The following is a 24187-nucleotide window of genomic DNA, read 5'->3' as shown; positions in this document are numbered from 1 at the left end:
ACCGGCATTTCGTGGGTGGCCTTTCCGCAGTGGGGACACCACCTCGACTTCACCCGGAACGCCAGCAACCCGAGCAGAAAGCCCGGCACCAGCCCACCGAACACCATCGCCACAATTTCGGAAACCACAAGCAGTCTCACCTTTCGCCGTGACATGAGGGCGGGCACCTGCCACACCCCAGCCCGCTACCTGGACTCGAACCAGCGAGATGACCGCTCGTTTCGACGTGTCCAGTGGACTCCGTTCACGCCGTCCGAAAAGCAGGTGCGCTTGGTGCCTATCGGTGCGGACCAGAGTCGTGCCCGCCTGATGTCAGACGCGCTCGCTACTGTTCGTGTGGTTATCGCTACAGGTGAGGAGGGCCGGAGGGTGACCCCCAGCGGAGAGGCGTTGACGCGGTTGTTGTCCGAAGTGGGCTGGCAGCCGGAGCAGTTCGCCCGACGCCTCAACGAGTGTGCCGAGCGACACGGGCGCGCAGAGCGGCTACACCTCAAGACGCCGTACAAGTGGAAGAAGGGAGATGTTCCCCGCGCTCCGTGGCCGTCGCTGAGCACGGCACTCTTGTCCGAATATCTGCAGCGGCCGATTGATCTCGATGAGCTGGGTTGGCCGGACGACGGGTTCGAGGCCGCCCCCGCCTCTGCCGGTCTGGACCTGCCCTGGTCCTCAAGCGGGGCCTTGCGGGCGGCCAAGGCGGTAAACGACTCTGAGGGGATGATGCATCGGCGGATGTTTCTCACTCTGCTCGGTTCCGCACTGACGTCACCGGCGCACGAGTGGCTGATCGCTCAATCGCCACAGGACATCGCATCGACTTCCGGCCGTTCCCTGTCCGGCGACGTCGTGGACCATTTGGACGCGGTGACCGCCAGCCTGCGACGGATGGACGACCACCTCGGCAGCGGCCAGACCTTGGGGCTGGTCCGTCAACACCTGAGCACGGTGGTCGGAGTGCTTCGAGAGCGCAGCTATACCGACACGGTCGGCCGACGCCTCCACAGCACCGCGGGCGAGCTGTTGCGCCTCGCCGGCTGGCTCTCCTTCGACGACGGCCATCACACCCAGGCCCAGCGATTCTGGATCGCCGGGCTCTACCAGGCCAACGCGGCCGGCGATCGCGGACTCGGCGCCAACATTCTCGGCTTCATGTCCTGTCAGGCCAAGGATCTCGGTCAGCTCCGCCAGGCTGTGACCCTCGCCGAGACTGCGCGAGCCAGTTACCCGGCCACGAGCCCCAAGGCGGCGGCGATCCTCGATCTACGGGCCGCCGAGGCATACGCCAACAACCGGTCGGTGACCGACACCCGCCGTGCACTCGACAACGCATTCGACAGGTTCACCGACAGTCGGCCGGCGCACGGTGACCCGGACTGGTCCTACTGGGTCAACGAGGCGCAGGCCCACGCCCAAGCCGGCTACTGCTTCGTCAAGCTCGAGGACTGGCCACGCGCCCGCGACCACCTGCGGGCAGCACTGCGGCTACAGAGCAACGAGTACACCCGCGAGGGCGCACTACGCAACGCGCTCCTTGCGACCACGTACGTGCAGCAGGAGCACCCCGAGTTGGACAAGGCGCTCACCCTCGGGAACCAGGCCGTGCAGACCTTGACCGGCCAGGTCACCTCCGCCAGGTGCATCAAGCACGTCCGCAACCTGGTGGGCGCGCTGACTCCGTACCGGCGCACTCCCGCCGTCCGCCGATTTTGTCAGGACGCGAGCGAGCTCATCGCCCCCTGATCGGCTGCGGAGGGTGTGGATGCCAGATGCGCGATCTCAGGAGAGGTGGCCGCCCGACGTGTACCGCACGCCGGTGAGCTGCTCCGAGGCGCTCCACAGGCGCGCACCGATGTCCGAGTCGCGGGCGTCGGTGGACGGCTCGACCAGCTTGGGATCGCACGCAACTCCCCAAGACCGGCGGGGTGCATGATCGACGAAACGGTGACGACGCGCGGCTCGCCGCTGGCGGCGAGCAGGTCGAGGAGTGGACCTGTGAGCGCGAAGTGACCCAGGTGGTTGCCCGAGCAGCGGCAGATCCGGATGACGTTGACCGGGTGAGGGGTCAGAGGTTTCGAACCGCGCACGGTGATCCGATCGGACCGAATTTGGCGGGCTGCATGCCGCGTTCGGTGCAGGCGTCTGTGCCCGCTCGGGAGGTCAGGATGGCTGGACCTGATCGAAAAGGGCGAGGGCTTCGGCGGGGTCCGGGCTTACGAGGCGTTCCAGACCCGTGGTCGTGATCTTCGCCCACCTGCCGGCCCGTGCCCACATGCGTTCCTCGAAGGCGCGGACGGCCTCGTCCAGATCTCCGGTGCTGGTGGCGATGGACTCGGCGAGTTCTGCGCCTTCCAGCATCGCGAGGTTCGCGCCCGCCCCCAATGGGGGCATCAGGTGGGCGGCGTCGCCCAGGAGTGTCACCCCGGGGACGTGGGTCCAGGTGTGGGACACGGGCAGGACATAGAGGGGACGGTGGACGAAAGCAGTGCCGTGGCGGAGGAGGTCGAGGACGGGATCGGCCCAGCCGTCGAACAGAGCCAGCATGCTCGATCGCACGGCCTCGACGTCACCCAGGTCCAGGTTCGTGTGCCAGTCCAGCGGTGCGCGGAAGTGGGCGTAAACCTTGACGTGGCCGCCGCTGTTGCGCTGGGCGACGAGAGATCGGTTCACGCCGTACACGGCCACCGAACCGTCGCCGACCATCCGGGCGAGGTCGGGGTGGTGGGTGTCGGTGTCGTCGAGGGAGGTCTCGATCGAGGTGACGCCCGTGTAGTGCGGCGACACCGGCGACACGGTCGGGCGTGTCCGGGACCAGGCGCCGTCCGCGCCGACCACAAGGTCGAACGTCTCCTGTCGCCCGTCGCTGAAATGGACCCGTACGCCATCCTGCGTGCCCGGCACCACGCGCGTCACCCCTCGCCCCCACTGGACGTCGAGGGGGCCGAGCAGCAGGTCACGAAGTTGCCCGCGGTCGATCTCGGGATTGGCCCGCTCGTCCGGGCGGGGTCGCCAGTCGCGCAGGACGGTCCCGGCCGTGTCCAGGATGCGCATGGCCTGCCCCTCCGGGCGAGACAGCGCATGGAACTCCGCCAGCAGCCCCGCCTTGTCCAGTGCCAGCTGGCCCAGTCCTTCGTGCAGGTCCAGGGTCCCGCCCGGGGGCCGGGCCTCGCGGGCGGGATCGCGTTCGAGGACGGCGACGGGATAGCCGTGGCGGTGCAGGACTCGGGCGAAGGTGAGGCCCGCAGGGCCGCCTCCGACCACGGCGATACGGTGTCTCATGCCGATACACTGTATTCTGTTCTGACGAGGCATCGCAACAGAACGGTGTGACCATGACAGTGTGGGATCGGCCTGAGCCGTCGAATCCTCCCGCGCCGCTCGACCGGGAGCGGATCGTCAACGCCGCCATCGCGCTGGCCGACGAGGGCGGACTGGAGGCGGTGTCGTTACGCAAGGTCGCCGCCCAGCTGAACGCCGGCCCGATGCGGCTGTACGGATTCATCTCCACGAAGCAGGAGCTGTTCGACCTCATGGTGGACGAGGTCCACGCCGAGATTCTCCCTGAGGAGCAGCCCGCTGACTGGCGGGAGGCGTTGCGCATCCTCGCCCACCGCACCAGGCAGGCCGCTCTCCGTCACGAATGGCTGGCCGACCTGCTCGGCGGCCGCCCGACCCTGGGCCCGAACGGCATGGCCGTGACCGAGGCCAAGCTGGCCGCCCTCGACGGTCGCGCCGACATCGACACCGTCATGCGCGCCGCGGAAACCGTCAGCGCCTACCTCACAGGCGCGATCAGGCGCGAGATCGCGAACCTGCGGGCCGAGCGTGTCACGGGCCTGTCCAAAAGAGAGTGGCAGCGCGCCTCCGGCCCCCATGTGACGAGAATGTTGGCTACGGGCCGCTTCCCGGCGTTGACCAAGGCCGTGTACGACGGCACAGACATCGAAGCCGAAACATCCTTTGCGACCGGTCTGGACTGGGTCCTCGACGCCGTGGCCGCCAAACTCACCCAGCCTCCCAGAGGCAGCAGTTGCGCCCCATGACGGCGGTCGGCGGCAGAACAGTGCGCAGCTGGGTTGCCGGAGACCCCTCCCCGCTGTCGGGGGAACTGTCGTAGCCGGTATTTAGGCTGCCGTCATGAGCGTGAACGGTAACTGGCTACGCGTTTCCCCGGACGAACTGAAGCGGGCAAGGACCGACCTCGGCTGGGCCTACAAACTCGCCAAGGCGGAGCGGGACGACAACTCCGACCGCTATACCACCACCGACAAGGCGTGGAACGGTCTCGACTTTCTACTCGACCGGCTTGGCTTCGAAATTCCGCTGGTCCTCGGAGCGGAGAGATTCGTGGAGCTGCCAGACGTCGCACCCGACAGCGAGGAGATGTTCGATTTCCTGGAGAACCTCGAGGACGACTGGGGCTATGGGCCTCCCTCCTATCTGACACCGGTTCAGGTAGAGGCTGCGGCGTCGCGGCTGGCCGCGCTAACCGAAGACGACCTCATCCGCGGCGTCGACCCGCAGGAGTTGGATCGGGCCGAGATCTATCCTCAGATTTGGGACAGACCCGGCGAGCTGACGTGGGTAGCCCACTATCTGCCAGGCGTCCGAAGCTTCTTCTCCGCAGCCGCCACGGATGGCAACGCGGTGATCTGCTGGCTAGATTGAGCGCTGGCTCAGCTAGCTGGAGCACGTGGGTTTACCGCGTTCACGTACAGCTCACGCTCCGTCGCCGAGTGGCGCGGCTGGTGCCAACTCAGCCGCTAGGTTGTCCCACGTTGCGCTGCCGCCCGGCACTGGCCACGCCCGGGTGCGTCCCTCGGTACGGGCGATTCCCTGCAACTCCCTAGCAAGGCAGCCGCCCAGACGAGCGATGCGAGACCTATCCGATGGGCCGGCGCGGTTCTGGAGATCGGCGATGCGCTCCTCGTAGGCGCGCAGGGGCGGCTGCTGAACCGCCGAGATCCATCGAGGATCCGCCGCGGGCGCGAGCACGACAACCTCCGGCACGCCGCCCTCGGCGAGCGATGCGGCGATCCGGTCATGACCGTCGATGACGAGCAGTACGGCCAGCCCGCTCACCCACCAGAGCAGGACGGGCGGCAGAATGCCCTCTCGGTGCTGTCGCCGGTACGACGTGACACGAGCAGCATTGACCGGGGACAGGCGTCGCAGTGGAAGAACGTCGCGGACGTCTTCGTCCGGGTCGCCATAGCCGAACCAGGTGATGTGGCCCTGATCCGGGTCGACGACCTGCACCCGGTGCCAATGCCCCGGCACAGCCCAGCGCGGCATGCCCCAGGCGAGTGTCCAGCGGCCGTCGTGTAAGGGGCCCTCGGTGCCAGCCTGTAACCACGCCGCGATGTGGTGTGTCCAGCGGGCCGCCCACGCGTCGTCACCCTCGCTTGTCTCCCGGACGCTGCGAGCGTGGCGGACCGGGATGGGAGGCAGCGGAGACCTATAGAGTCCCGTACGGCAGTAGTACACGCCGCGATGCTGAGCTCGCTGGCGGCCGAGGAGAACAACGCGGTCAGCTTGGCGGAGCAACAGCCGTCGCCCACCCGTGGCCTCTATCCGCAGCCCGGGCAGGCCGGGGCGTGAGACATCCAGGTGCAGACCAGCCCAGCCTTGGCCAGGAGACAACGGATCTGAACGCACGTCGGAAATTATGCTATGACTGCACGAGTCACAAGCATCTCGCTCGCCGCAGGCCCAGCACCAGGCGCTCGTCAACACAGGCGGGCGTGCGCCCGAACAGCAGCTGTCTAGAGACGTTGCGCAGGATCGATGTCCGGCGCGTGTGTCGAGTCAGTCGGCGAAGGAACCCGATCCTTCGGCCACCGCAGCGATACGCGCGGTCACCGCATCTGGATCAACGAGTCGGCGTACAAGTCCACCAGGTCCGGCGTACTGGTTGTTACCGCATCTGTCCGCGCCAACCAGGTTCGCTTCTGCCTGGCCCGCTCGTCGCGGCCCCGCCGCTGAGCGCCGACCGGGCGAGCGGCATGTGCTGACATCTCGGTCGACGTTGCGGGAATGAGCGGCGGGCAGGTCTTCGTGGCCCTCCGAGGGATCGCAGGATTCCCGGATCGTGGACAACGATGAGGACCAGGGCCCTACCGGTCAGCGCGTTCACAGGTCGAGCGGCTGGTACGTCGACGTGCCACGGCGGGATGAGTACGACACCGAGCTTCTTCTCGGGGAGTTGCTCGATCTCATCGAGCCTCACGCCGACGGGCTGGCACGCGCCCAGCAGGTGTTGGAACTCCGGGCGGGGATCAACGTCGTGATCGAGATGCATTCCGAACGGGACGGGGCCGACGACATCCTGGTGACGACTCCCGCTCTCCACCTCACCGCGGATACGATCCGACGACTGGCCGGCCTTCACCTGTGGCTCGACTGCGACCAGTACATCTACTGAGTAGCTTCGCGGCGCTCCGGCAGCGTGAGCGCGGGCCGCACCATCGGCACGCCTGTCACGCTCTGCCCCGAAGCCAACGACGGTCGACCGTACCTCCGAGCCCTCAACGCGGCGGATCCGGATGGCCGCCCCGGGCGGCAATCACCCGAACTTCGTCCACTGCCCTTCGGAGACCACCTCGACGGAGCCGCCAACGACCGTGATGGCCGTCTGTTCGTCGATGGCATAGGCCGGAACGCCGATTCCAGCGGCCCACCGCTCCGCGTCGGCCATGGTGTTCGTGGGGAAGAGGTTGAGGTGCGGGAAGATCGAGAAGTCGACGACTCCCAGGGTGCGGTCGTCCGGCGCGGACGGCCACTCGACGAAGTAGTCTCCGACCCGGGGCGTCATCACCATGCTTCCGGCGCTCACTCCCACCCAGACCTTGTCGGGCAGCGAAGGCAGCAGATCGGCCAACCCGGACTCGCGCATCCAGTGGCACAGGTACGTCGCGTCACCGCCGTCGGCAAGAAGCACATCGGCCTCCCGGACCCAGGGGACCCATCGCTCCGCGCCGATGGTGGGCAGCGCGGTGAGCTCAAGGACACCGAGCGACGCCCACCCCAGGCCGGACATGTACTGCCAGTCGGGTTTGGGCACGGCGGCGACGAAGTCTCGTACCGATGTCGGACCGCACATCGGGTGACCCCACTGTGCAGTCGGAACGCAGAGAGCGTGGCACTCGCCGATCGGCTTGCCGAGCATCCGCACGAGCGCTGAGTGGATGCTGGGGTTCGTGACGCCACCCGACGTAAGCAAGAGCTTCAACGTGACTCCTGATTCGCGCGCGTAGGGGCAAACTCCCGAGATGAGGGAACAATCCGAGACTGATCGTATTTCGTGTCCCCTCTTCCGGAGGCCCGCAGGGGTGCCCGTGTCACGACGACCCCTCATCGGCAGAGCCACGAGCGCTGTCTAGTGCCGTGACCGCATACGTTCACCCGCTTCCGGATCGACGACTCGGTCGGGCCTGGGTGCCCTCGGCTGGTGGTAGATCGTGAGCAGTACGGGAGGTATCAGCAGGATCGGATCGTGCTGGCCGCGATCGGGGCTCAGTTTGATTTCCAGATCAGTCGGATCAGCGTCCGGTTGCGTCGGTCTGTGGCTGAGCAGGCGGTCGCTGCCGCGTCGCACGCACGGTCGTCGGCAGATCCGGATGCTGGCGAGCACGGTAGGCGTAGTCAGTGCACCGGCCTCAGAGCCACGGACGGACGGCTCTCCACACACGTACGCTCCAATGTGCACGGCGCGGCTGGAGGAAGATTCCAATGTCGCTCAACGCATTGGTCGCCCCAACGCGGCGTAGTTCGGGAACTACCCGGTTTTGGTCCAGCCGGCCATAGACCCTCGCCAGGTGTCCCAGGCACGTCGCGGCAAGTAGCCTCACCTGGCGATCCTCGTGATCGAGTAGACCAAGATAGAGTTCCTGCAACTCCTGCCAGTCTCCAGCGCCGTACAGCACGGCGCCGACCATGGCGTCCAAGGCGTTGGAAAGCTCGCCGCGATCGAGCGCCGCACACACCTCGCCTGGTGTTGCTGCCGGTGGGTTGCGGAAGACACAGTGCTCATGGCTCACAGGCCGCATCTTCGCTCATCAGTAAGCCTGCGGGATCTGCGGCTAGACGCGAGGCGGCCGTCGATTGCACTCACGTCAGCGTGCTGGACGTGATTTAACCGCCGAGGTGACAAGGCCCGACCTGCGGCAAAAGCGGTTGCCGTCGGCGGCAACGCAGGCGTTATTCCGTCGCGGTGAACACTGTCAGCAGCATGAGAGGACGTCGGGCGACGGTCGTTTCTCACCATGCCGGACCATTTCTATCGCCCTCGTGGGGCCAAAGAGAACCGTCGGAAGCAGGCCGGAGCCGGCGCGATGAGTTTCGACAGCTTGGTTCACCTGGTCTGGCATTCGAGCTCGCCGATGAGGCTGGCCCGTTCGCCAAGTCGAGGCTTCCGGCGCGGCATCTGCGTGCGGGCGACTACCCTGCTCTTGTGACTCTGCGATTTGAGACGCGCGCGTCCGACTCCCCATGGGTCGATTCCGTGTGGACCTCGACGAGCGAGCAGGTCTTCGAGATGACCTCCGTCGCGGCGGTGCGTTGGGGTTTGGTGTTCTGGCAGCGCGAGGGCAGGTCCTACGCGAGCGTCACGGGTCCAGAGAGCAGCTCCAGTACGGCGCCCGTGCCCGACGGCGCGACTTTCCTCGGCATCGACTTCGCCGTGGGCACGTCGCTGCGGAACGTGCCCACCTCGGCCCTGCTCGACGGCGGCATCGACCTGCCCGACACCACACACCGGACCTTCCGGCTGGACGGCGTCCGGTGGGGCATCCCAGGCCCCGACGATGCCGAGGCGCTCGTCACGCGCCTCGTCCGCGCCGGTGCCGTAGTCCGTGATCCGGTCGTCGCCGAGGTCCGGCGGGGGCACGTTCCCAAGGTCTCGGAACGCACCGTCGAACGCCGGTTCCGCGCGGCAACTGGGCTCACCCAGGGCGCTGTGCGGCAGATCGAGCGTGCCAGGAAAGCCTCGATCCTGTTGGCCGCCGGTATGCCGGTCGCCGACGTCGTCGCCGGACTCGAATACTTCGACGAGCCGCATCTGGCCCGCGCACTGCGCCAATACATCGGGCACACGGCACGGCAACTGCGCGAAGGCGTCCGCGGCGCGATCTCGCTGGACCTCAGTCAGCGAACGACGTCGTAGATCAGCTTGACCACCCCATTCGAATAGGCCTCCGACTCGCGTAAGCGAAGCGTCTGCTTGTCGTTGTCTGCCCGGCTGAACAGGCTCTTTCCAGCACCGAGCAGCACCGGGAAGAGCAGCAAATTGTACCTGTCGATCAATTCCGCGTCCGCGAGGCGGCGAGCTAGCTCTGCGCTTCCGTGAATAAAGATCGCGCCGCCGTCGCTCTTCTTGAGTTTCACGACGTCGTCGGTCGAGCGCAGGATCGTCGTCAGGCCCCAGCCGTCGACGAGCGCGTCGTCGGCCAGGGTGGTCGACAGCACGTACTTCGGCAGTTCCTTGTAGGCGGCATGGTCCTGCGAGTCACGCCAGACCGGGGCGAATAGCTCGTAGCTGCGCCGCCCGAACAGCAAGGCCGTCGTGTCCTGCAACTCCTCGCCCTTGAGCGAGAACACCTCGGGTAGGACCTCGATGTCCTTGATCACCCAGCCGCCGCTGCGGTGCTCCTCACCCGGACCGCCACCCGGGGAATCCAGCACGCCGTCGAGCGACATGAAACCGGTGTAGACAAGATCGCGCATGGCGTCACTCCCTGGTAGATCACCGCAAGCTGCTCCGCCAGGATAGAAAGCGTCACCGCCCTCGTCTTGGACAGAAACGACACCCGCGGAGCGGTCCGGCTCCGCTCGTGGTTACCGCCGCCCGTGGTAGCCAGGCGGGGTACTGACGGAGACGATCTGGGCCGTCAGGACCAAAGCGTCGTCAACAGGTCCGGTCGGCAAGGTGGGGTCGCCACGCACTCACATCGGCAAAGGCGCGAGCCTGGCTACGTCCCGGAGGCCATGTAGGCGGCGAGGATGTAGTTGGGGTGCCGGTCGAGGTTCTTGCGGGCTCGGTCGTAGCTCATGGTGGTACGCGGGTCGGCGTGACGAGCGGCGATCTGCACGTCGCGCAGGCTGACGCCGGCGTCGAGCATGGTGGTCACGAACGTGTGGCGCAGCATGTGGGGTGCATCCTCGGCATCCGGATCCCCGCGATGTGGGCCAGGTGCTTGAGCCGACGAGTGGCGGCGTGTCGGTCCATTCGCCGACCGTGGGTGTTGCGCAGGAGCGGCCCGCTGGTGCGCTCATCGACGGCCCGGTCGATGGCTCGGGCGACCGCGGGTGGCAGCGGGACGAGCACGACCTCGCCGCCCTTGCCGCGCACCCGTAGGACCCGGTGGCCGTGTTCCTCTCCCAGGTCGGGCGATGTCCGACCCGCAGGCTTCGAAGATTCGTAAGCCGAGCAGGCCCAAGACGGCGACCAAGGAAATCGTTCGGGTTGGCCGACAGCTAGGCGGCGGTGGTAAGGGCCTCGAACTGCAGGTGGCCCAGTCCGAGTGTCGGTGACTCGGCCGGCACTGTGGGCCGGCGGACGTAATCGGCTGGCGAGTGCTCCAGGATCGCGTCGATTACACAGACCCGACAGATCCCGACCACGACCGACAGCCGACGGGACACCGTGGAGGGCTGGTACCGGCGAACGTCTTGCAGCCAGCGCACGTACCGCTCGACATCCACCCGAGCGGCGGAGAGCGGGTCAAGGCCGTGGTCGCTACACCAACGAAGGAAGACCGCAGGTCGGACTCGGTATGCACACGAGTCTGCCCACGGCAGCGGCCCAAGAAGACGGACACCGCTGCGCGCACGACAGGTTGGTCGGCAGGTACGACACTGGAAGCCGAAGCAGGAGAGGTAGCCATACATCACCGTGCGTCACCACCACCGATGAACGCCAGCGTCCTGAAGAAATGTGGGCGTGGTTGATCTTTGCCCTAGTCGAGGAGGCCCAGGCCGCTCGTGAGGAGGCCCCCGCATTGGAGGAACGCGCACGTGCCGTCCTTGCTGGAAGGGGTTATCCTGCCAAAGCGCTTCCGGGCTTCCGCCTGTACTTCACTTCTCTGCCTGAGATCGAGGCTGGCGGGGGGCGTTTCTACTACTTCCGCTAGCTGGTTGCCGCGTTGCCAGCCGCCGATCGCGAGGCCGTTGCCGTCGTCAGGGCGCGCCTCGCGGCAGATCCGGACGTTCGATCTTGGCCCGAGAAGCTGGCAAGCATCGGCACTTATGCGGATCTGATAGTTATGCCGACATGCCAGTGCAGAGGTCGCGTCCACTCAGGAACGCGAGCACTCGGGCCATTGCGACGCCGGTCGGGACGGGCAACCCGCCGTCGTCGCCAGCGGCGTGGAATCGTTGGAGCACCGACGAAATGGGGTGCCGAGACGTGACGAGAAGGGGTCTTGGAGTTTCGGCTTCGAGACCTCTTCTGCCGCTGACCTGAATGTGACGGCTACGACAGCTCGCCGCAGCGGGAATCGGATCGCCGCGACCAGAGTTCGTGCGGGAAGAGCTGTTCCAGGAGGGGTCATGCGAGCGATTCAGGTTTCCGAAGTAGGCGGTCCCGAGGTACTGCGACTAGTCGATGTTGATCGACCGGTGCCAGGTCCCGGCCAGGCGGTCGTGGAGGTCGCCGCGTCCGGCGTCAACTTCCTCGACGTCTACCACCGCCAGGGCCGGTACACCCTCCCGCTGCCCTTCACCCCGGGCACTGAGGGCGCGGGCACGGTCGTCGAGATCGGACCAGGTGTCGCCGACGTCGCCGTGGGAGACCGGGTCGGCTGGGTGGAGATTCCCGGCACCTATGCCGAGCAAGCTGTGGTGGATGCCTCCCGGCTCGTGCCACTGCCCGACGGCGTCGACTTCGAGGCCGCCGCCGCCGTGCTGCTGCAGGGCATGACGGCGCACTACCTCGTCAAGGACGCCTACTCGGTCCGGCCAGGCGACACGGTGCTCGTGCACGCTGCTGCCGGCGGCATGGGGCTTCTGCTGACCCAGCTCATCACCCATCTCGGCGGCAAAGTGATCGGCACGACCTCGACACCGGAGAAGGCCGAGCTGGCGCGGCGCGCCGGGGCCGCCGAGGTGATCCTTCACTCCACAGTGGACGATCTCACGGCCGAGGTGAAGCGGCTCAACGGCGGCCAAGGACTGCCTGTCGTCTTCGACGGCGTCGGCAGGGACACCTTCGAAGCGAGCCTCGCCAGCCTGCGAACCCGCGGCCACCTGGTGCTCTTCGGCGCCGCGAGTGGTGCCGTGCCGCCCTTTGACCCCATCCGGCTCGCCCAAGGTGGTTCGCTGACCCTGATCCGGCCAAGTCTCGGGCACTTCATCGCCGATCGGTCCGAGCTGCTCCGGCGCGCCACCGACGTGCTCGAATGGGTACGCACCAAGGCGCTTGAGGCCACCGTAACGGCCCGCTACCCGCTCGCCGAGGTCGCCCAGGCTCACCGCGATCTGGAGGCTCGGCGTACTACCGGCAAGCTACTCGTCATCCCATAGGTACGAGGTACGGAAATCGGTCGGTGCGGATTCCCACAGGGAGATGCCTGCCGCACCAACAGCGGCTCCGAGCCGGACGGGCCAAACACTGGAAGACGATCTAACTTAGCGTGGAACCCCGACCAGTGCTCGGACGAGCTTCAGCAGCTCAAGATAGTTTCGTCGGTGGCCCTCGTTGGGCGTGGGATGGCACCCGGATTGCGGCAGATGCGGATGCCGCCTGCGTCAGGCATCGGGCTGATGCGTCAACGACGGCTGACTTTCCGGCATCCTGGTGAGGTGGCACATCTGGAGTCGTTCCTGAGGTTCGCACACGAGCGCCGCGACGGGCTGCACTGCTACGTGGCCCGTGCCGACGAGGCGGATATGCCTGGCCCACGGTGGCCGGGGCTGTGGGAGCAGGACTATGCAGACGATGCGGACCTGAATCCGTGGTCTCGCTATGCGATCAACAACGACGACGGTGAGGCCCTTGCGGTGTGGCGGGCGCTGACCTGGGAGTTGACCGCGGGCCGGAGCCGATTCGCCATTCCCGCCTACTATCGCGACGAGGCGGCTCGTCTGCGGAGTATGAGCCGTGAGGCGGTGCGGCTGGTCCGTTGGGAGTATGAGGTCGACGTCGAGCAGCACGAGTGGCCCATCGCGGACGTCGGGTTCGTTCCGGCCCGCGCCTGCGTTCCGCTGCCGCCAGCGCTGGACCCGTGGCAACGAGAACACGTCGGCTTCGCCGGCCTGTTCGACGTGGCCAGCTTCCGGCACCTGACCGACCTTGCCCTGGCTGTCGCTGGCGACGCCACCTCGGAGATCACGGTGTTCGCCCTCGAGGATCCGGATCGGTGCCGCTTGCTGGCCTCGACGCTGAATCAGGCGCACCCTCCTGACCTGGCCGAGATTCTGCAGCCCGGGGACATCTTCGTCGACCTAGCCGTGGTCCACGACCTTGGAGCCGGCGCTGCCAGCTACCTCACCGTAAAGACCCTTGAAGCCGCCGACGAGGTCGGCCAGCTAGCCGAGCACTTCAGTGAAGCGTTTCGCCACTACGCGGGCCGGGCCAGCCAGATCCGTACCTTCGACGAGTTCAACAGCGCGATCGATGACCTGCTCGCCTATCCCCGAGCATCGTGCCCGGTCGACGACGATTCCTAGACCGCACGCTGCGACGATCGCTCGGCGGCAGATCCGGATACTCGGCGACGACGACATGGAAGCTCAGGGCAGCATGGGCTCATGACCGAGCGTATGAATCACGCCGGGCTGATCGAGCAGACCGGAAGGTGGCTGCTACCAGTCGGCGACGGCGTCGTGACGCAGCTGCGGATCGACTATGCGCTCACGCTCATGATTGAGGCGTGGCTCGAGATCCGTATCGAGGCCGAATTCTCCTACGGACCAGCTGGTGCCGAACGCTGGCTCGACCCCTCGGCGACGGCAGGCCTGGGGCCGTTGCTCGACCGGCACCAAGCAAAGGTCAGTGCAGTCGAAATTCGCAAGGACGGGCGGTTGACGCTGACCTTCGCCGACGATGCAATCCTCGCCGTCGAGCCGGACGATCAGTACGAGGCGTTCACCGTCGCGGGCACGCCGCCCACCGTGTCAGTGGGATTTCACTTCGTCGCCGTACCCGGAGGCGGCCTCACCCGCTCGTAGCCGGACACCGGCGCTGATGCAAACGCAGTTCACGGACAGCGGCAGATGAGTTATACGTTCAAGGCTGCTCGGGCAGGAACGGCGCGAAGTGCTCGGCTACCAGGTCGGCCACGCTTTCGGCGTCACGGGATCCGTCGACCTCGATGACGCGAACCCCCAATCGGTGCGCCTTGCGGACAGCGTCTGCGGCGATCAACCGATCCCGCTCGACGCGGTTGCGTTGAGCGAGTTGCGGGTCGCTGACCTGATGACCGATGGCGCCTGCACGAGGTACCCGGGCGACCTGGCGCCGCCGGAACTCCTCGGTCGCGACCATGACCACCATCCGGCCGATGGAGCCGGCGACCGGCGCGACCAGTTCTGGGCGTAGCCCCCAGCCCTCAGCAAGGATGGGCCGAGGGGAGACGAGGGCCCGCAGGTCGTCTTGCACCCACTGGAAACGGTCCGGGAAGTCGGCGATGACCTGATCGGCCATCTCCTCTGGCGTTGCTTGGACCCAGACTGCCTCCCAGTCCGGTCCCGTTGGGGACTCGCCGCGGCGGATCCGCTGTGCTATCCGCCGATCACCATGACCGCGAGCGTCGTGGTAGTCGTAGTGGTAATGGGTGAGGCCGTACTGCTCAGCGAGAATGCCAGCGACAGTGGATTTCCCGGCCCACTGGCCGCCCCCTATCCACAGGGCGCGTTGGAGCGTGGTGAAGGGGTCCCATTTCATGTGTCACAGCGTGGAACCCCTGCGCTACAAGATCAAGTCTTGTTCTTCGTCCGAGGACCTGATTCTCTGAAGATAGGCCGGGCGGCACTTGATGTCAGGTGGCGGAAGGGTCGACACCGTGACCTGCCATGCCAGCGACATCCGTGAGCGCTGAACCGTGGATGACCTCTCATCGGCATGACCGGATGGCGCCTCGACAGCTGAGGATCGCGGACGCCACTCGTGGCAGGCGAGCTGTTGCGGCTTCACATCCGGGATTTCAGCACGTCGAACTCGCATCCCGGCGCGGCCGGGTCGAAGCCGTGTTCCACCAGCCAGCGGATCGCCAGCAGGCTTCGCAGTGACCACCATGCACGGATGACGGTCAGGTCGACGTCGGTGCCGTAGCCGGTGACGACGTCGCGGAGGCGCTCCTCGTGGCCGAGTGTCAGGACGGCGAGGTCGTACAGGGCATCACCCTGGCCCGCCTCCGACCAGTCGACGACGCCGGTGACGTCGTCGTCGGCGACGAACACGTGGGCGACCTGCAGGTCGCCGTGCATGAACACCGGAATCCACGGCCGAAGCGCGGCCTCGGCAACCCGACGGTTGCGCAGAACCAGGTCAGCGGGAAGGACGCCGTTCGCGACGAGCCATTCGCATTCACCGTCGAGGCGCGACGCCACGTCGTCGAGGCGGGGACCGGGCCATGGCGGCAGCGGCGCGTCGTGCAGCATCCGTACGGCGGCACCGGCCGCGGCCCACGCCGCCGACGACGCGGTCGACGGCTGACCGAGGCGGCCGAGTGCCGTCCCGGGGAGAGCGGCGAGCGCGAGTACGGGCGGCTTGCGCCAGAGGATCTCCGGAGTGGGAATCGGCGCCATGGCCATCGCCTCGACCTCGACATCGGTGCGCGTCTGGTCGGCGTCGATTTTCAGGAACACGTCACCGACCCGCAGGGTCGCACGCTCATGATGGGCGACGACGACCTCGACCTCTTCCACGACGGGCATTGTCGCGGAGATGACAACCGACGTCACCGGCTTATCGCCTGCGGCTACCGCGGTCGAGCGCCGCCCTCAGGCCAGCGCGGGCGTCTGGGCGTGGATGTGGAAGCGCAGCGAGCGGGCGTCGGTGAAGCACTCCCGCATCGGCCGCACCAGATCCCGGTGCTCCCCGCTGCGTTCCCAGTTCTCGAAGTCGGCCAGGCTCGCCCACTCGCTGGTGATCAGCCACTGCTCCGGATCGGTCGACGAGCGACAGACCTGGTCGACCAAATGCCCCGGCACGCCGCTGGCGACCAAGTGCCGCACCTCCTCGTACGCGGCGAGGAACTGCTCGGTACGCGCCTGGGGCACCCGTACCAGGAAGACCACCCGGGCCCGTTGCTCGCTCATGGAACCTCTCCCCTCGCCGGCGCGGCGCCGCGCAGGACCAGCGCGCTGTTGAACCCGTCGAAGCCCCGTGCGCAGACCAGGGCGAGCCGGCTTCGGGGCCGGCGGTGCTCGCGCAGGAAGTCCAGCTCGCACCCGTCGGCCACCTCGTCGGGGCCGGCGGAGGCGGGAAGCGTGTCGTGCGCGAAGGCCAGCAGCGCGGTGGCCACGTCCAACGCCGACCCGCCCTGGTGGGCCCGCCCGGTCAACGGCTTCTGCGTGGTCACCGGGGGCGGCCGGTCGGCGAACACGGCGCGCAGCGCCTCGGCCTCGCTGCGGTCGTAGCGGGGAACCCCGAGGGCGTCGGGCAGCACGACGTCGATGCCGGCCGCCGCCACGCCGGCGCGGTCCAGGGCCAGCCGCATGGCCCGGGCGTACTGGGCCGGGTCACCTGCGCTGTCCGCCGTCGTGTGGACGGCGTCGTGGGTGGCGCCCCAGCCGCTGACCTCGCCGTAGACCCGGGCACCCCGCGACAGGGCGTGCCCCAGCTCCTCCACCACGAAGACAGCGCCGCCCTCGGCGGGCAGGTAGCCGCTGGCCGTGGCGTCGAACGGACGGTACGCCCGCTGCGGGTCGGCCACGTCGCTGAGCAGCCCCGAACTGAGCTGGCAGGCCAGCGCGTACGGGCTCAGGGGGCACTCGGTGGCCCCGGCGATCACCACCGGAGTGCCGCGGCGCACCGCGCGGGCGGCGTGGGCCAGGCTGTCCAGCCCACCGGCCGTCTCGGCGACCAGCACCCCGCTCGGGCCCTTGAACTGGTGGTGGATGGAGAGCTGCCCGACGCTGGCCGCGTAGAACCAGGCGATCGACTGGTACGCCCCGACGGTGCGCGACGAGCCACCCCAGAGCCGTTGCAGTTCGCGCTGGCCGAACAGGTTGCCCCCGGACGAGCTGGCCAGGGTCATCGCGTAGCCGTACGGGTCCGGTGCCCGGTCGGGCAGACCGGCGTCGGCCAGCGCCAACCGGGTGGCGGCGAAGCCAAGATGCGTCCAGCGGTCGGTCTGCACCAGTTGCCGACTGTCGGCGTAGGAGTCGGCGGCGAAGCCGGGCACCTCCCCGGCGAAGCGGGTCGGGTAGCCGGCCGGGTCGAACAACGTGATCGGCCCGGTCCGGCGGGTACCGGCCAGCACGGTACGCCAGTGCGCGTCCACGCCGATGCCGCTCGGCGCGACCACCCCGATGCCGGTCACCACCGCCCGCGCGGTCACGCCGCCACCGACCCGGGCAGTCGGCGGAACACCATGGCCGACTGGAAGCCGCCGAAGCCGCTGCCCACCGACAGGGCCACGTCCACGGGGACCTCCCGCGCCTCGTTGGGTACGTAGTCCAGGTCGCACTCCGGGTCCCGGGTGGTCCAGTTGGCCGTCGGTGGCACCACGCCGAACTCGATGGCGAGAGCGCAGGCGGCCATCTCGATCGACCCGATCGCGCCGAGCGAGTGCCCGACCATCGACTTGATCGAGCTGATCGGAACCCGGTACGCGGCCTGGCCCAACGCCCGCTTGAACGCGGCCGTCTCGTGCCGGTCGTTCTGCCTGGTGCCCGAGCCGTGCGCGCTGATGTAGGAGACCTGCTCGGGGGCGATCCTCCCCTGCTTGAGCGCGTCGGTGACGGCGAGGCCCATCTCCAGCCCGTCCGGCCGCAGCCCGGTCATGTGGTAGCCGTTGCTGCGGCTGGCGTAGCCGGCCACCTCGCAGTAGACGTGCGCACCGCGTCGGCGGGCGTGCCCGGCCTCCTCCAAGACGAGGACCGCCGCGCCCTCGGCCAGCACGAACCCGTGCCGGTCGGCGTCGAACGGGCGGGAGGCGTGCGCCGGGTCGTCGTTGTCCGGGCTGGTCGCCCTGATCGCGTCGAACGAGGCGACGGTGACCGGCGAGATCGGCGAGTCGGCCGCGCCGGCCAGCATGATGTCGGCCTCACCGTCGATGATCATCTGGTGGGCGTAGCCGATGGCGTCGATACCGGAGGTGCAGCCGGTGGAGACCACCTGCGCCGGGCCGTGCAGCCCGTGCCGGCAGGCCACGTCGGCGGCCAGGCTGCTGGGCACCAGGGCCTGATAGAGGTACGGGCCACCCAGCGCCGCGTCGACCAGCCAGCGCCGGCCGTGCTCGCTGACCCGCACGTACTCCTGTTCCAGGGCCATCGTGCCGCCCACGGCGGTGCCGAGGACCACCCCGGCGCGTTCCCGCTCGGCGTCGCCGAGCACCAGTTGAGCGTCCGCGACCGCCTCGGCCGAGCAGGCCAGCGCGAACTGCACGTACCGGTCGGCGCGACGCTGTTCGGCCTCGGTGATCCCGGCGGCGACCGGGTCGAAGTCGCACTCGGCGGCGATCTGCGAACGGAACGCCGACGGGTCGAAGAAGCTGATCCGCCGGGTGGCCGTACGCCCCTCGGTGATGGTCTTCCAGAAGCGGTCCCGGCTGGCGCCGCCGGGGGCGACCACCCCGACGCCGGTCACCACCGTGCGGCGCCCGCTCACGACTGGCTGCTTCGCTGCTCGACCAACTCGGTGTCGACGTGGCCCAGCTCCGGACGGGGGGCCAGCGGGCCGAGGTGGAACACCACCTCGGCCGGCTCGACACCGGTGTTGCGCAGCCGGTGCCGCACGTTGACCGGCACGAACAGCGCCTCCCCGGCGGCCAGCAGTGTCGGCTGGTCGTCCAGGTCGACGGTGATGGCGCCGCGCGCCACGTACAGGAACTCCTCGCTGTACGGGTGGTAGTGCTCGGCGATCCGCTCCCCCGGCGCGAGCGCGGCCACCCCGAGGAAGCCGGAGGTGCTGCCGACGGTGCGGGGGCCGAGCAGCACCCGCAGCTCACCGCCGCGCCGCCGGTCGGCGGGTACGTCCCGGGCCGCGATCGGCCGGGTGCTCAGGTCACTCATCGTCGGCCTCCGTCGGCTCGTCGTCGGCCGCCGGGCGGCCCTGGTCGGCGTGCTGCCGGGCGGTCCGCTCGACCCGGTCCTTGATCACCGCGAGCTGGATGGTGCTGTTGGTGTTGATCCGCTCGGTCATCGCGGCGTTGTCGAGCGGCGCGGTCGGCTTCATGGCGAAGTCCTGCGTCCAGGTCATCCGGGTGCCGCCGGCCTCCTCGGTGTAGCGCCAGTGGATGCGCATGTACTCGAACGGCCCGGTCTCCACCCGGTGCGCCCGGACCTGCCGGCTGACCGGGTCGGCGGTGCGTTCACTGACCCAGCTCCAGGCCACCCCGTTCTCGTCGGGGTGCATGGTGAGCCGGAACCGCACAAGGTGTCCGTCGCGGTGCAGGATCTCCACCACGGCGTACTCGGTGAACAGCTCCGTCCAGTTCGGCACGTCGTTGGTGATCGCCCAGACCAGGGCGATCGGCGCGTCGATGAGCACGCCGTTCTCGGTGTGCCCGGGTGGGTCGGCGCGACGGCCGACCAGGTCGGCGACCGCCGGGATGCTCAGCTGGCCGGCCTGCTCCGGGATGCTCACTTGCCACCGGTCGGCGACGACGGCGGAGAGCTCCAACAGGGCGAGTGAGTCCATGCCCAGCTCCTCCAGCGACGCGGCGGGCGCGCGGGCCGCGGCGTCGGCGTCCAATCCGCAGTGCGCCACCAGGATGTCGGTGATCTCGGCGGCCAGCGGGCGAGGTTGGGTGACGGTCATCGGGTCCTCCTGAGGGTGACGTCGGGCTCGGCGGGACGCGGTGCGGGGGTGGCCGCCGACCGCGGCACGGGCGTCGGGCCGGGGCCGGGAGGGGCGAGCAGGCGGTCGACCAGGCCGGTGGTGTACCGGCCCTTGCGGAACGCGGCGTCGTCGAGCACCCGCCGGACGAACGGGATGGTGGTCCGCACGCCCGGGCCGGCGATGTCGAACTCCTCCAGGGCGCGCTCCAGCCGGTTGAGCGCCAGCTCGCGGTCGGGCGCCCACACCACCACCTTGGCCAGCAGCGAGTCGTACCAGGGACCGACCACGTAACCGGTGCTGGCGTGGGTGTCCACCCGGGTGAACGGGCCACCGGGTGGGGTGAAGCGGTCCAGCCGACCGGGGGTCGGAGTGAAACCGCGCTCGGGGTCCTCGGTGTTGACCCGGCACTCGACCGCGACGCCGTGCAGCCGGATCTCCTCCTGCCGCCAGCGCAGTGGCACCCCGGCGGCGATGTGCAGCTGCTCGTGCACCAGGTCGATCCCGGTGACCATCTCGGTGACCGGGTGCTCGACCTGGATCCGGCAGTTGATCTCCAGGAAGTGGAAGCGCTCCTCGGCGTCGACGAGGAACTCCAGCGTCCCGGCGCCCACGAAACCGACCTCCAGCGCGCCCCGCAACGCGATCTCCGCGATGGCGTCGAGGGTGCTGGTGGGCAGTGCCGGCGCGGGTGCCTCCTCGACGAGCTTCTGGTGCCGACGCTGCACCGAGCAGTCCCGGGTGCCCAGGTGCACCCCGTTGCCATGGCTGTCGCAGAGCACCTGCACCTCCACGTGCCGGGCCTCGGTGAGGTACCGCTCGACGTACACCCGGTCGTCGCCGAAGGCGGCCTGGGCGGCGGCCCGGGTGCGGGCGTACGCCCGGGCCAGCTCCCCCGGGGCGTGCACCACGGTCATCCCCCGGCCGCCACCCCCGGCGGCGGCCTTCACGATCACCGGATAGCCGATGGCGGCCGCCACCTCGGCGGCCCCGGCGGCGGTCGGCACCGGCTGGACGCTGCCCGGCGGCAGTGGCAGGCCCACCCGGCTCATCAGGGCCCGAGCCGAGGACTTGTCGGCCAGCGCGGCCATCACCGCCGGTGGCGGGCCGATGAAGGTCAGACCGTTGTCGGCGCAGATCTCGGCGAAGTCGGCGTCCTCGGAGAGGAAGCCGTAGCCGGGGTGCACGGCCTGCGCGCCGACCTGCCGCGCCGCCTCCACGATAGCCGCGGCGTTGAGATAGCTGCGCCGGCTCGACGCCGGCCCGATCCGGACGGCCTGATCGGCGAGGCGGACCACCGCCGAGTCGGCGTCCGCGGCGGAGTAGACCACCGCCGTGCGGACGCCGAGTTCCTTGCAGGCCCGCAGCACCCGCAACGCGATCTCGCCCCGGTTGGCGATCAGCACGGTCTCGAACACGTCCTCACCCCACCCGCGCCATCAGTCCGTGTCCAGCTCGACCAGCGGCTGGTCGTACTCGACCGGTTGGCCGTCCTCGACGAGGATCGCGACCACCCGACCGGCGCGGTCGGCGGCCACCTCGTTCATCAGTTTCATGGCCTCGACGATGGCGACCGGCTGACCCGGACGGACCAGGTCGCCCACCGCGACGAACGGCGCGGCCCCGGGCTCCGGCGCCCGGTAGAAGGTGCCGACGATCGGTGCCCGGACCGCGGGCCGTCCGGGCACCGCCGGCCGGATCAGCGCCGCCGGCGGACCAGGCAGCGTCGCGGCCGCCGGCACCGCCTCGGCCGGGGACGCAACCGGGGGTACGTCCGGTAGCGCCGCGTCGGCGGGGTGCCATTCCACCTCCAGTACCGCCGGACCGCTGCGCAGCCGGATCCGGCGTACCGGCCCGCTCAGTTCGTCGATCAGCTGCCGCGCCTGCCGGCGCAGCCCGACCAGCACCTCCTCGTCGCACACCGCGACGTCGTCGGGCCGGCTCCCGCCCGGCAGGCGGTCCGCGCCGGGCGTCTCGACGGTCGACACCGCCCGGTCGGCGGCGGTCACCGGGCACCCGCCCGGGCGCCGGCGCGGACACCACCGAACCGCCGGAACCGCTGCCGGCGCAGACGGACCAGCATCGCGGGCGGCACGTCCAGCAGCGGCAGCAGGTTGGCCAGCAACGCGGCACGCAGCTGCCGGGCGGCCTCCGCCGGGTCGTCGTGCGCGGCCGGCGCCGGCTCGGGGACGATCTCGTCGACCACGCCGAGCCGCCGCAGGTCGGGCGCGGTCAATCGCAGCGCCCGGGCCGCCTGCGGCGCCGCGGACCGGTCGGGCCAGAGGATGGCGGCGCAGCCCTCCGGGCTGATCACCGAGTAGACGGCGTGCTGCAGCATCAGCACCCGGTCGGCGACCGCCAGTGCCAGCGCCCCACCGCTGCCGCCCTCGCCGGTGATCACGGCCAGCACCGGGGTGGGCAGCACGGTGAGGGTCAGGATGTTCTCCGCGATGGCCGCGGCCTGGCCCTGCTCCTCGGCGGCCACCCCCGGGTCCGCGCCGGGGGTGTCGACGAGGGTGACCACCGGCAGACCGAGTCGGGCGGCGAGGCGCATCAGCCGCAGTGCCTTGCGGTGCCCGGCCGGGCTGGCCATGCCGAAGTTGCGGGCGACCAGCTCGGCCGTGGTGTGGCCCTTCTGGTGGCCGATCACCATCACGTGCCGGCCGTCGAGCCGGGCCACGCCGCCGACGACCGCCGGGCAGTCGCCGCCGAGCCGGTCGCCGTGCAGCTCCACGAACCCGTCGAAGACGGAATCCAGATAGTCCAGTGTGGTCGGTCGGCCCGGGTGGCGGGCGAGGCGCACGGTGTCCCACGCGTCAAGTACCGCCGGCCCCTCATCGCCGGCGGTCGCCGGACCGGTGAGCGTGGCCCGGCCGTCACCGGAGACCGGGAGCGTCGGGCCCGGGCCACCGGCGTCCAGGCGCTCACGGCGTGGCGCCGCCTCCTGCCGGGGTACGGGTGGACGGGCCGGCCGGCCGGCGCGGGTCACGGCGAGCAGCGCCACCAACCGCCCGCGCAGCGACCGGCGCTGCACCACCATGTCGACCTGACCGTGGCGCAGCAGGAAGTCGGCGGTCTGGAAGCCCTCCGGCAACGCCCGTCCGGTGACCTGGCGGATCACCCGGGGGCCCGCGAAACCCATCCGGGCGCCGCTCTCGGCCAGCACGAGGTCGGTGTTGGTGGCGAAGGACGCGGCCACCCCGCCGTACGTCGGGTCGGTGAGGACGCTGACGGTGAGCAGACCCGCCTCGCGCAGAGCGGCGATGGCCTGGCTGATCGTTGCCATCTGCATCAGCGACAGTGCGCCCTCCTGCATCCGCGCCCCACCGGAGGCGGTGACCAGGATGAGCGCGGTCCGGTCGTCCAGCGCCCGTTCGGCGGCCCGGGTGATGAGTTCGCCCACCGCGCAGCCCAGGCTGCCGCCGAGGAACCGGAAGTCCATCACCGCCAGCACGGCCGGGTGCCCACCGATGCTGGCGGTACCGCAGACGACCGCCTCGGCGAGCCCGGTGCCGGCCCGGGCGGCGGTGAGCCGATGCGGGTACGGCACGACGTCGACGAAGGCGATCGGGTCCGCCTCGGGCAGACCTTCGGGCAGCAGGCGCAGCGATCCCGGATCCACGAGCTGGCGGAGCCGTTCCGGGGCGCCGAGCCGGGTGTGCGCTCCGCACTCCGGGCAGACGTCCAGGTTGCGCCGCAGGCGTTTGCGGTACAGCAGGCTCGCGCAGCCCGCGCAGCGGGACCACAGCTGCTCCTCGCGCGGCGCGGTGGCCGTCACGACCGCCGCCCGGCGTCGGCTGCGTCGTACCGGTAGAAGCAGTGCGCCATCGCGTCACGCGGCGAGCGCCAGGTCGGCAGGTACGGCGAGACGTACGGCCGAAGCCGGTCGCTGACCCGGACGAACTCGGGATGGTCACGGGCTGCCTCGACGGCCCCCTGCGCGGGCTGCTCGGTCTCGAGCAGGTGCACGTAGAGGTCGTGCAGGCGGTACAGCGCGCGGTGCCGGACGCCGACCAGGCGCGGCAGCTCCGTCGCGTCCGACTCGGCGAAGATCTCGGCGACCCGATCCTCTGCGGTCGGGACCACCCTCGCGACGATCAGCGATCGGTCCATGGTTGGGCCTCCCCCCACGGCGTCCGGGCCGGCGGCGGGTGACCCCCGGACGCGCTGGACGCTGCCGACACGATGCGGCAGCGCTCGTCACGGCGGCGTCACCGGAGCGGGCGGTTCTGCGACGCTGTCTCGTGACGC

Annotated in this window: 25 protein-coding genes; 8 read left to right on the top strand and 17 right to left on the bottom strand. The window is 69.4% G+C overall.

Annotated elements, in window-relative coordinates:
* Positions 1-15: 15 nt before the first annotated feature.
* Complete coding sequence (locus ACLJN9_RS01305) at positions 16-1737, top strand: hypothetical protein (RefSeq protein WP_410809096.1); 1722 nt, start codon at positions 16-18, stop codon at positions 1735-1737.
* A 417-nt stretch (positions 1738-2154) separates the two neighbouring features.
* Here the strand turns inward: ACLJN9_RS01305 and ACLJN9_RS01300 are convergent, their stop codons facing one another.
* A complete protein-coding gene (locus tag ACLJN9_RS01300; RefSeq protein WP_410809095.1) occupies positions 2155-3255 on the bottom strand; it encodes an FAD-dependent oxidoreductase in 1101 nt (366 codons plus the stop codon).
* 71 nt (positions 3256-3326) lie between these two features.
* Between ACLJN9_RS01300 and ACLJN9_RS01295 the strand changes: the two genes are divergently transcribed.
* A complete protein-coding gene (locus ACLJN9_RS01295) occupies positions 3327-4037 on the top strand; it encodes a TetR/AcrR family transcriptional regulator C-terminal domain-containing protein (RefSeq protein WP_410809094.1) in 711 nt (236 codons plus the stop codon).
* A 94-nt stretch (positions 4038-4131) separates the two neighbouring features.
* Positions 4132-4662, top strand: coding sequence for a YfbM family protein (locus ACLJN9_RS01290; protein WP_410809093.1), 531 nt, complete (start codon positions 4132-4134; stop codon positions 4660-4662).
* Between the two features lie 51 nt (positions 4663-4713).
* Here ACLJN9_RS01290 and ACLJN9_RS01285 read toward each other — a convergent pair whose 3' ends face one another.
* A complete protein-coding gene (locus tag ACLJN9_RS01285; protein ID WP_410809092.1) occupies positions 4714-5253 on the bottom strand; it encodes a hypothetical protein in 540 nt (179 codons plus the stop codon).
* Between the two features lie 832 nt (positions 5254-6085).
* Between ACLJN9_RS01285 and ACLJN9_RS01280 the strand changes: the two genes are divergently transcribed.
* Positions 6086-6418 carry a DUF4279 domain-containing protein gene (locus ACLJN9_RS01280; protein WP_410809091.1) on the top strand — a complete coding sequence of 111 codons (333 nt, stop codon included), beginning with the start codon at positions 6086-6088 and terminating at the stop codon, positions 6416-6418.
* Positions 6419-6559: 141 nt separating this feature from the next.
* On the opposite strand, the gene ACLJN9_RS01275 is transcribed toward ACLJN9_RS01280, so the two are convergent.
* Entirely contained in the window at positions 6560-7225 is a 666-nt protein-coding gene (locus ACLJN9_RS01275; protein ID WP_410809090.1) for a Type 1 glutamine amidotransferase-like domain-containing protein, read from the bottom strand.
* Between the two features lie 427 nt (positions 7226-7652).
* Positions 7653-8033, bottom strand: coding sequence for a hypothetical protein (locus ACLJN9_RS01270; RefSeq protein WP_410809089.1), 381 nt, complete (start codon positions 8031-8033; stop codon positions 7653-7655).
* Between the two features lie 413 nt (positions 8034-8446).
* Here ACLJN9_RS01270 and ACLJN9_RS01265 point away from each other — a divergent pair, with 413 nt between their 5' ends.
* The gene (locus tag ACLJN9_RS01265; protein ID WP_410809515.1) at positions 8447-9157 is read left to right on the top strand and encodes a helix-turn-helix domain-containing protein; all 711 of its coding nucleotides are present in this window, start codon (positions 8447-8449) and stop codon (positions 9155-9157) included.
* On the opposite strand, the gene ACLJN9_RS01260 is transcribed toward ACLJN9_RS01265, so the two are convergent.
* Both ACLJN9_RS01260 and ACLJN9_RS01255 read right to left on the bottom strand, forming a co-directional pair.
* Entirely contained in the window at positions 9139-9717 is a 579-nt protein-coding gene (locus tag ACLJN9_RS01260; protein WP_410809088.1) for a dihydrofolate reductase family protein, read from the bottom strand. The genes ACLJN9_RS01265 and ACLJN9_RS01260 overlap by 19 nt on opposite strands.
* A gap of 245 nt (positions 9718-9962) precedes the next feature.
* Positions 9963-10139, bottom strand: coding sequence for a tyrosine-type recombinase/integrase (locus tag ACLJN9_RS01255; RefSeq protein WP_410809087.1), 177 nt, complete (start codon positions 10137-10139; stop codon positions 9963-9965).
* Between the two features lie 1402 nt (positions 10140-11541).
* On the opposite strand from ACLJN9_RS01255, the gene ACLJN9_RS01250 reads away from it, so the two are divergent.
* From ACLJN9_RS01250 to ACLJN9_RS01240, 3 genes are all read left to right on the top strand, one after another.
* The gene (locus tag ACLJN9_RS01250; RefSeq protein WP_410809514.1) at positions 11542-12513 is read left to right on the top strand and encodes a quinone oxidoreductase family protein; all 972 of its coding nucleotides are present in this window, start codon (positions 11542-11544) and stop codon (positions 12511-12513) included.
* Between the two features lie 366 nt (positions 12514-12879).
* A complete protein-coding gene (locus tag ACLJN9_RS01245; protein ID WP_410809513.1) occupies positions 12880-13659 on the top strand; it encodes a hypothetical protein in 780 nt (259 codons plus the stop codon).
* 81 nt (positions 13660-13740) lie between these two features.
* Positions 13741-14160 (top strand): DUF6188 family protein, encoded by a 420-nt coding sequence (locus ACLJN9_RS01240; protein ID WP_410809086.1) that lies wholly within the window; start codon positions 13741-13743, stop codon positions 14158-14160.
* A 58-nt stretch (positions 14161-14218) separates the two neighbouring features.
* Here ACLJN9_RS01240 and ACLJN9_RS01235 read toward each other — a convergent pair whose 3' ends face one another.
* The 11 genes from ACLJN9_RS01235 to ACLJN9_RS01185 form a co-directional block, all read right to left on the bottom strand.
* Complete coding sequence (locus tag ACLJN9_RS01235; RefSeq protein ID WP_410809085.1) at positions 14219-14875, bottom strand: hypothetical protein; 657 nt, start codon at positions 14873-14875, stop codon at positions 14219-14221.
* A 245-nt stretch (positions 14876-15120) separates the two neighbouring features.
* Positions 15121-15867, bottom strand: a complete 747-nt coding sequence (locus ACLJN9_RS01230; protein WP_410809084.1) for a phosphotransferase family protein — start codon at positions 15865-15867, stop codon at positions 15121-15123.
* A 66-nt stretch (positions 15868-15933) separates the two neighbouring features.
* Positions 15934-16251, bottom strand: a complete 318-nt coding sequence (locus tag ACLJN9_RS01225) for an antibiotic biosynthesis monooxygenase family protein (protein WP_410809083.1) — start codon at positions 16249-16251, stop codon at positions 15934-15936.
* Positions 16248-17495, bottom strand: a complete 1248-nt coding sequence (locus ACLJN9_RS01220) for a beta-ketoacyl synthase N-terminal-like domain-containing protein (RefSeq protein WP_410809082.1) — start codon at positions 17493-17495, stop codon at positions 16248-16250. Before ACLJN9_RS01220 ends, ACLJN9_RS01225 begins: the two co-directional genes overlap by 4 nt.
* Positions 17492-18766, bottom strand: coding sequence for a beta-ketoacyl-[acyl-carrier-protein] synthase family protein (locus ACLJN9_RS01215; RefSeq protein ID WP_410809081.1), 1275 nt, complete (start codon positions 18764-18766; stop codon positions 17492-17494). Before ACLJN9_RS01215 ends, ACLJN9_RS01220 begins: the two co-directional genes overlap by 4 nt.
* Entirely contained in the window at positions 18763-19170 is a 408-nt protein-coding gene (locus ACLJN9_RS01210) for a cupin domain-containing protein (RefSeq protein WP_410809080.1), read from the bottom strand. The genes ACLJN9_RS01215 and ACLJN9_RS01210 overlap by 4 nt, the downstream gene beginning before the upstream one ends.
* On the bottom strand, positions 19163-19918 hold the full coding sequence (locus ACLJN9_RS01205) for an SRPBCC family protein (RefSeq protein WP_410809079.1): 756 nt from the start codon (positions 19916-19918) through the stop codon (positions 19163-19165). The genes ACLJN9_RS01210 and ACLJN9_RS01205 overlap by 8 nt, the downstream gene beginning before the upstream one ends.
* On the bottom strand, positions 19915-21354 hold the full coding sequence (locus ACLJN9_RS01200) for an acetyl/propionyl/methylcrotonyl-CoA carboxylase subunit alpha (protein WP_410809078.1): 1440 nt from the start codon (positions 21352-21354) through the stop codon (positions 19915-19917). The genes ACLJN9_RS01205 and ACLJN9_RS01200 overlap by 4 nt, the downstream gene beginning before the upstream one ends.
* A 21-nt stretch (positions 21355-21375) precedes the next feature.
* Positions 21376-21945, bottom strand: a complete 570-nt coding sequence (accB, locus tag ACLJN9_RS01195; RefSeq protein ID WP_410809077.1) for an acetyl-CoA carboxylase biotin carboxyl carrier protein — start codon at positions 21943-21945, stop codon at positions 21376-21378.
* Complete coding sequence (locus tag ACLJN9_RS01190) at positions 21942-23714, bottom strand: acetyl-CoA carboxylase carboxyltransferase subunit alpha (RefSeq protein ID WP_410809076.1); 1773 nt, start codon at positions 23712-23714, stop codon at positions 21942-21944. Before ACLJN9_RS01190 ends, accB begins: the two co-directional genes overlap by 4 nt.
* Positions 23711-24049, bottom strand: a complete 339-nt coding sequence (locus ACLJN9_RS01185) for a TcmI family type II polyketide cyclase (RefSeq protein ID WP_410809075.1) — start codon at positions 24047-24049, stop codon at positions 23711-23713. Before ACLJN9_RS01185 ends, ACLJN9_RS01190 begins: the two co-directional genes overlap by 4 nt.
* Between the last annotated feature and the right edge of the window lie 138 nt (positions 24050-24187).

It is taken from the genome of Micromonospora sp. 067-2 (genome assembly GCF_046549295.1).
Taxonomy (GTDB): Bacteria; Actinomycetota; Actinomycetes; order Mycobacteriales; family Micromonosporaceae; genus Micromonospora.
The sequence above is the reverse complement of the archived record's forward strand: the minus strand, read 5'-3'. Positions and strand labels throughout refer to the sequence as shown.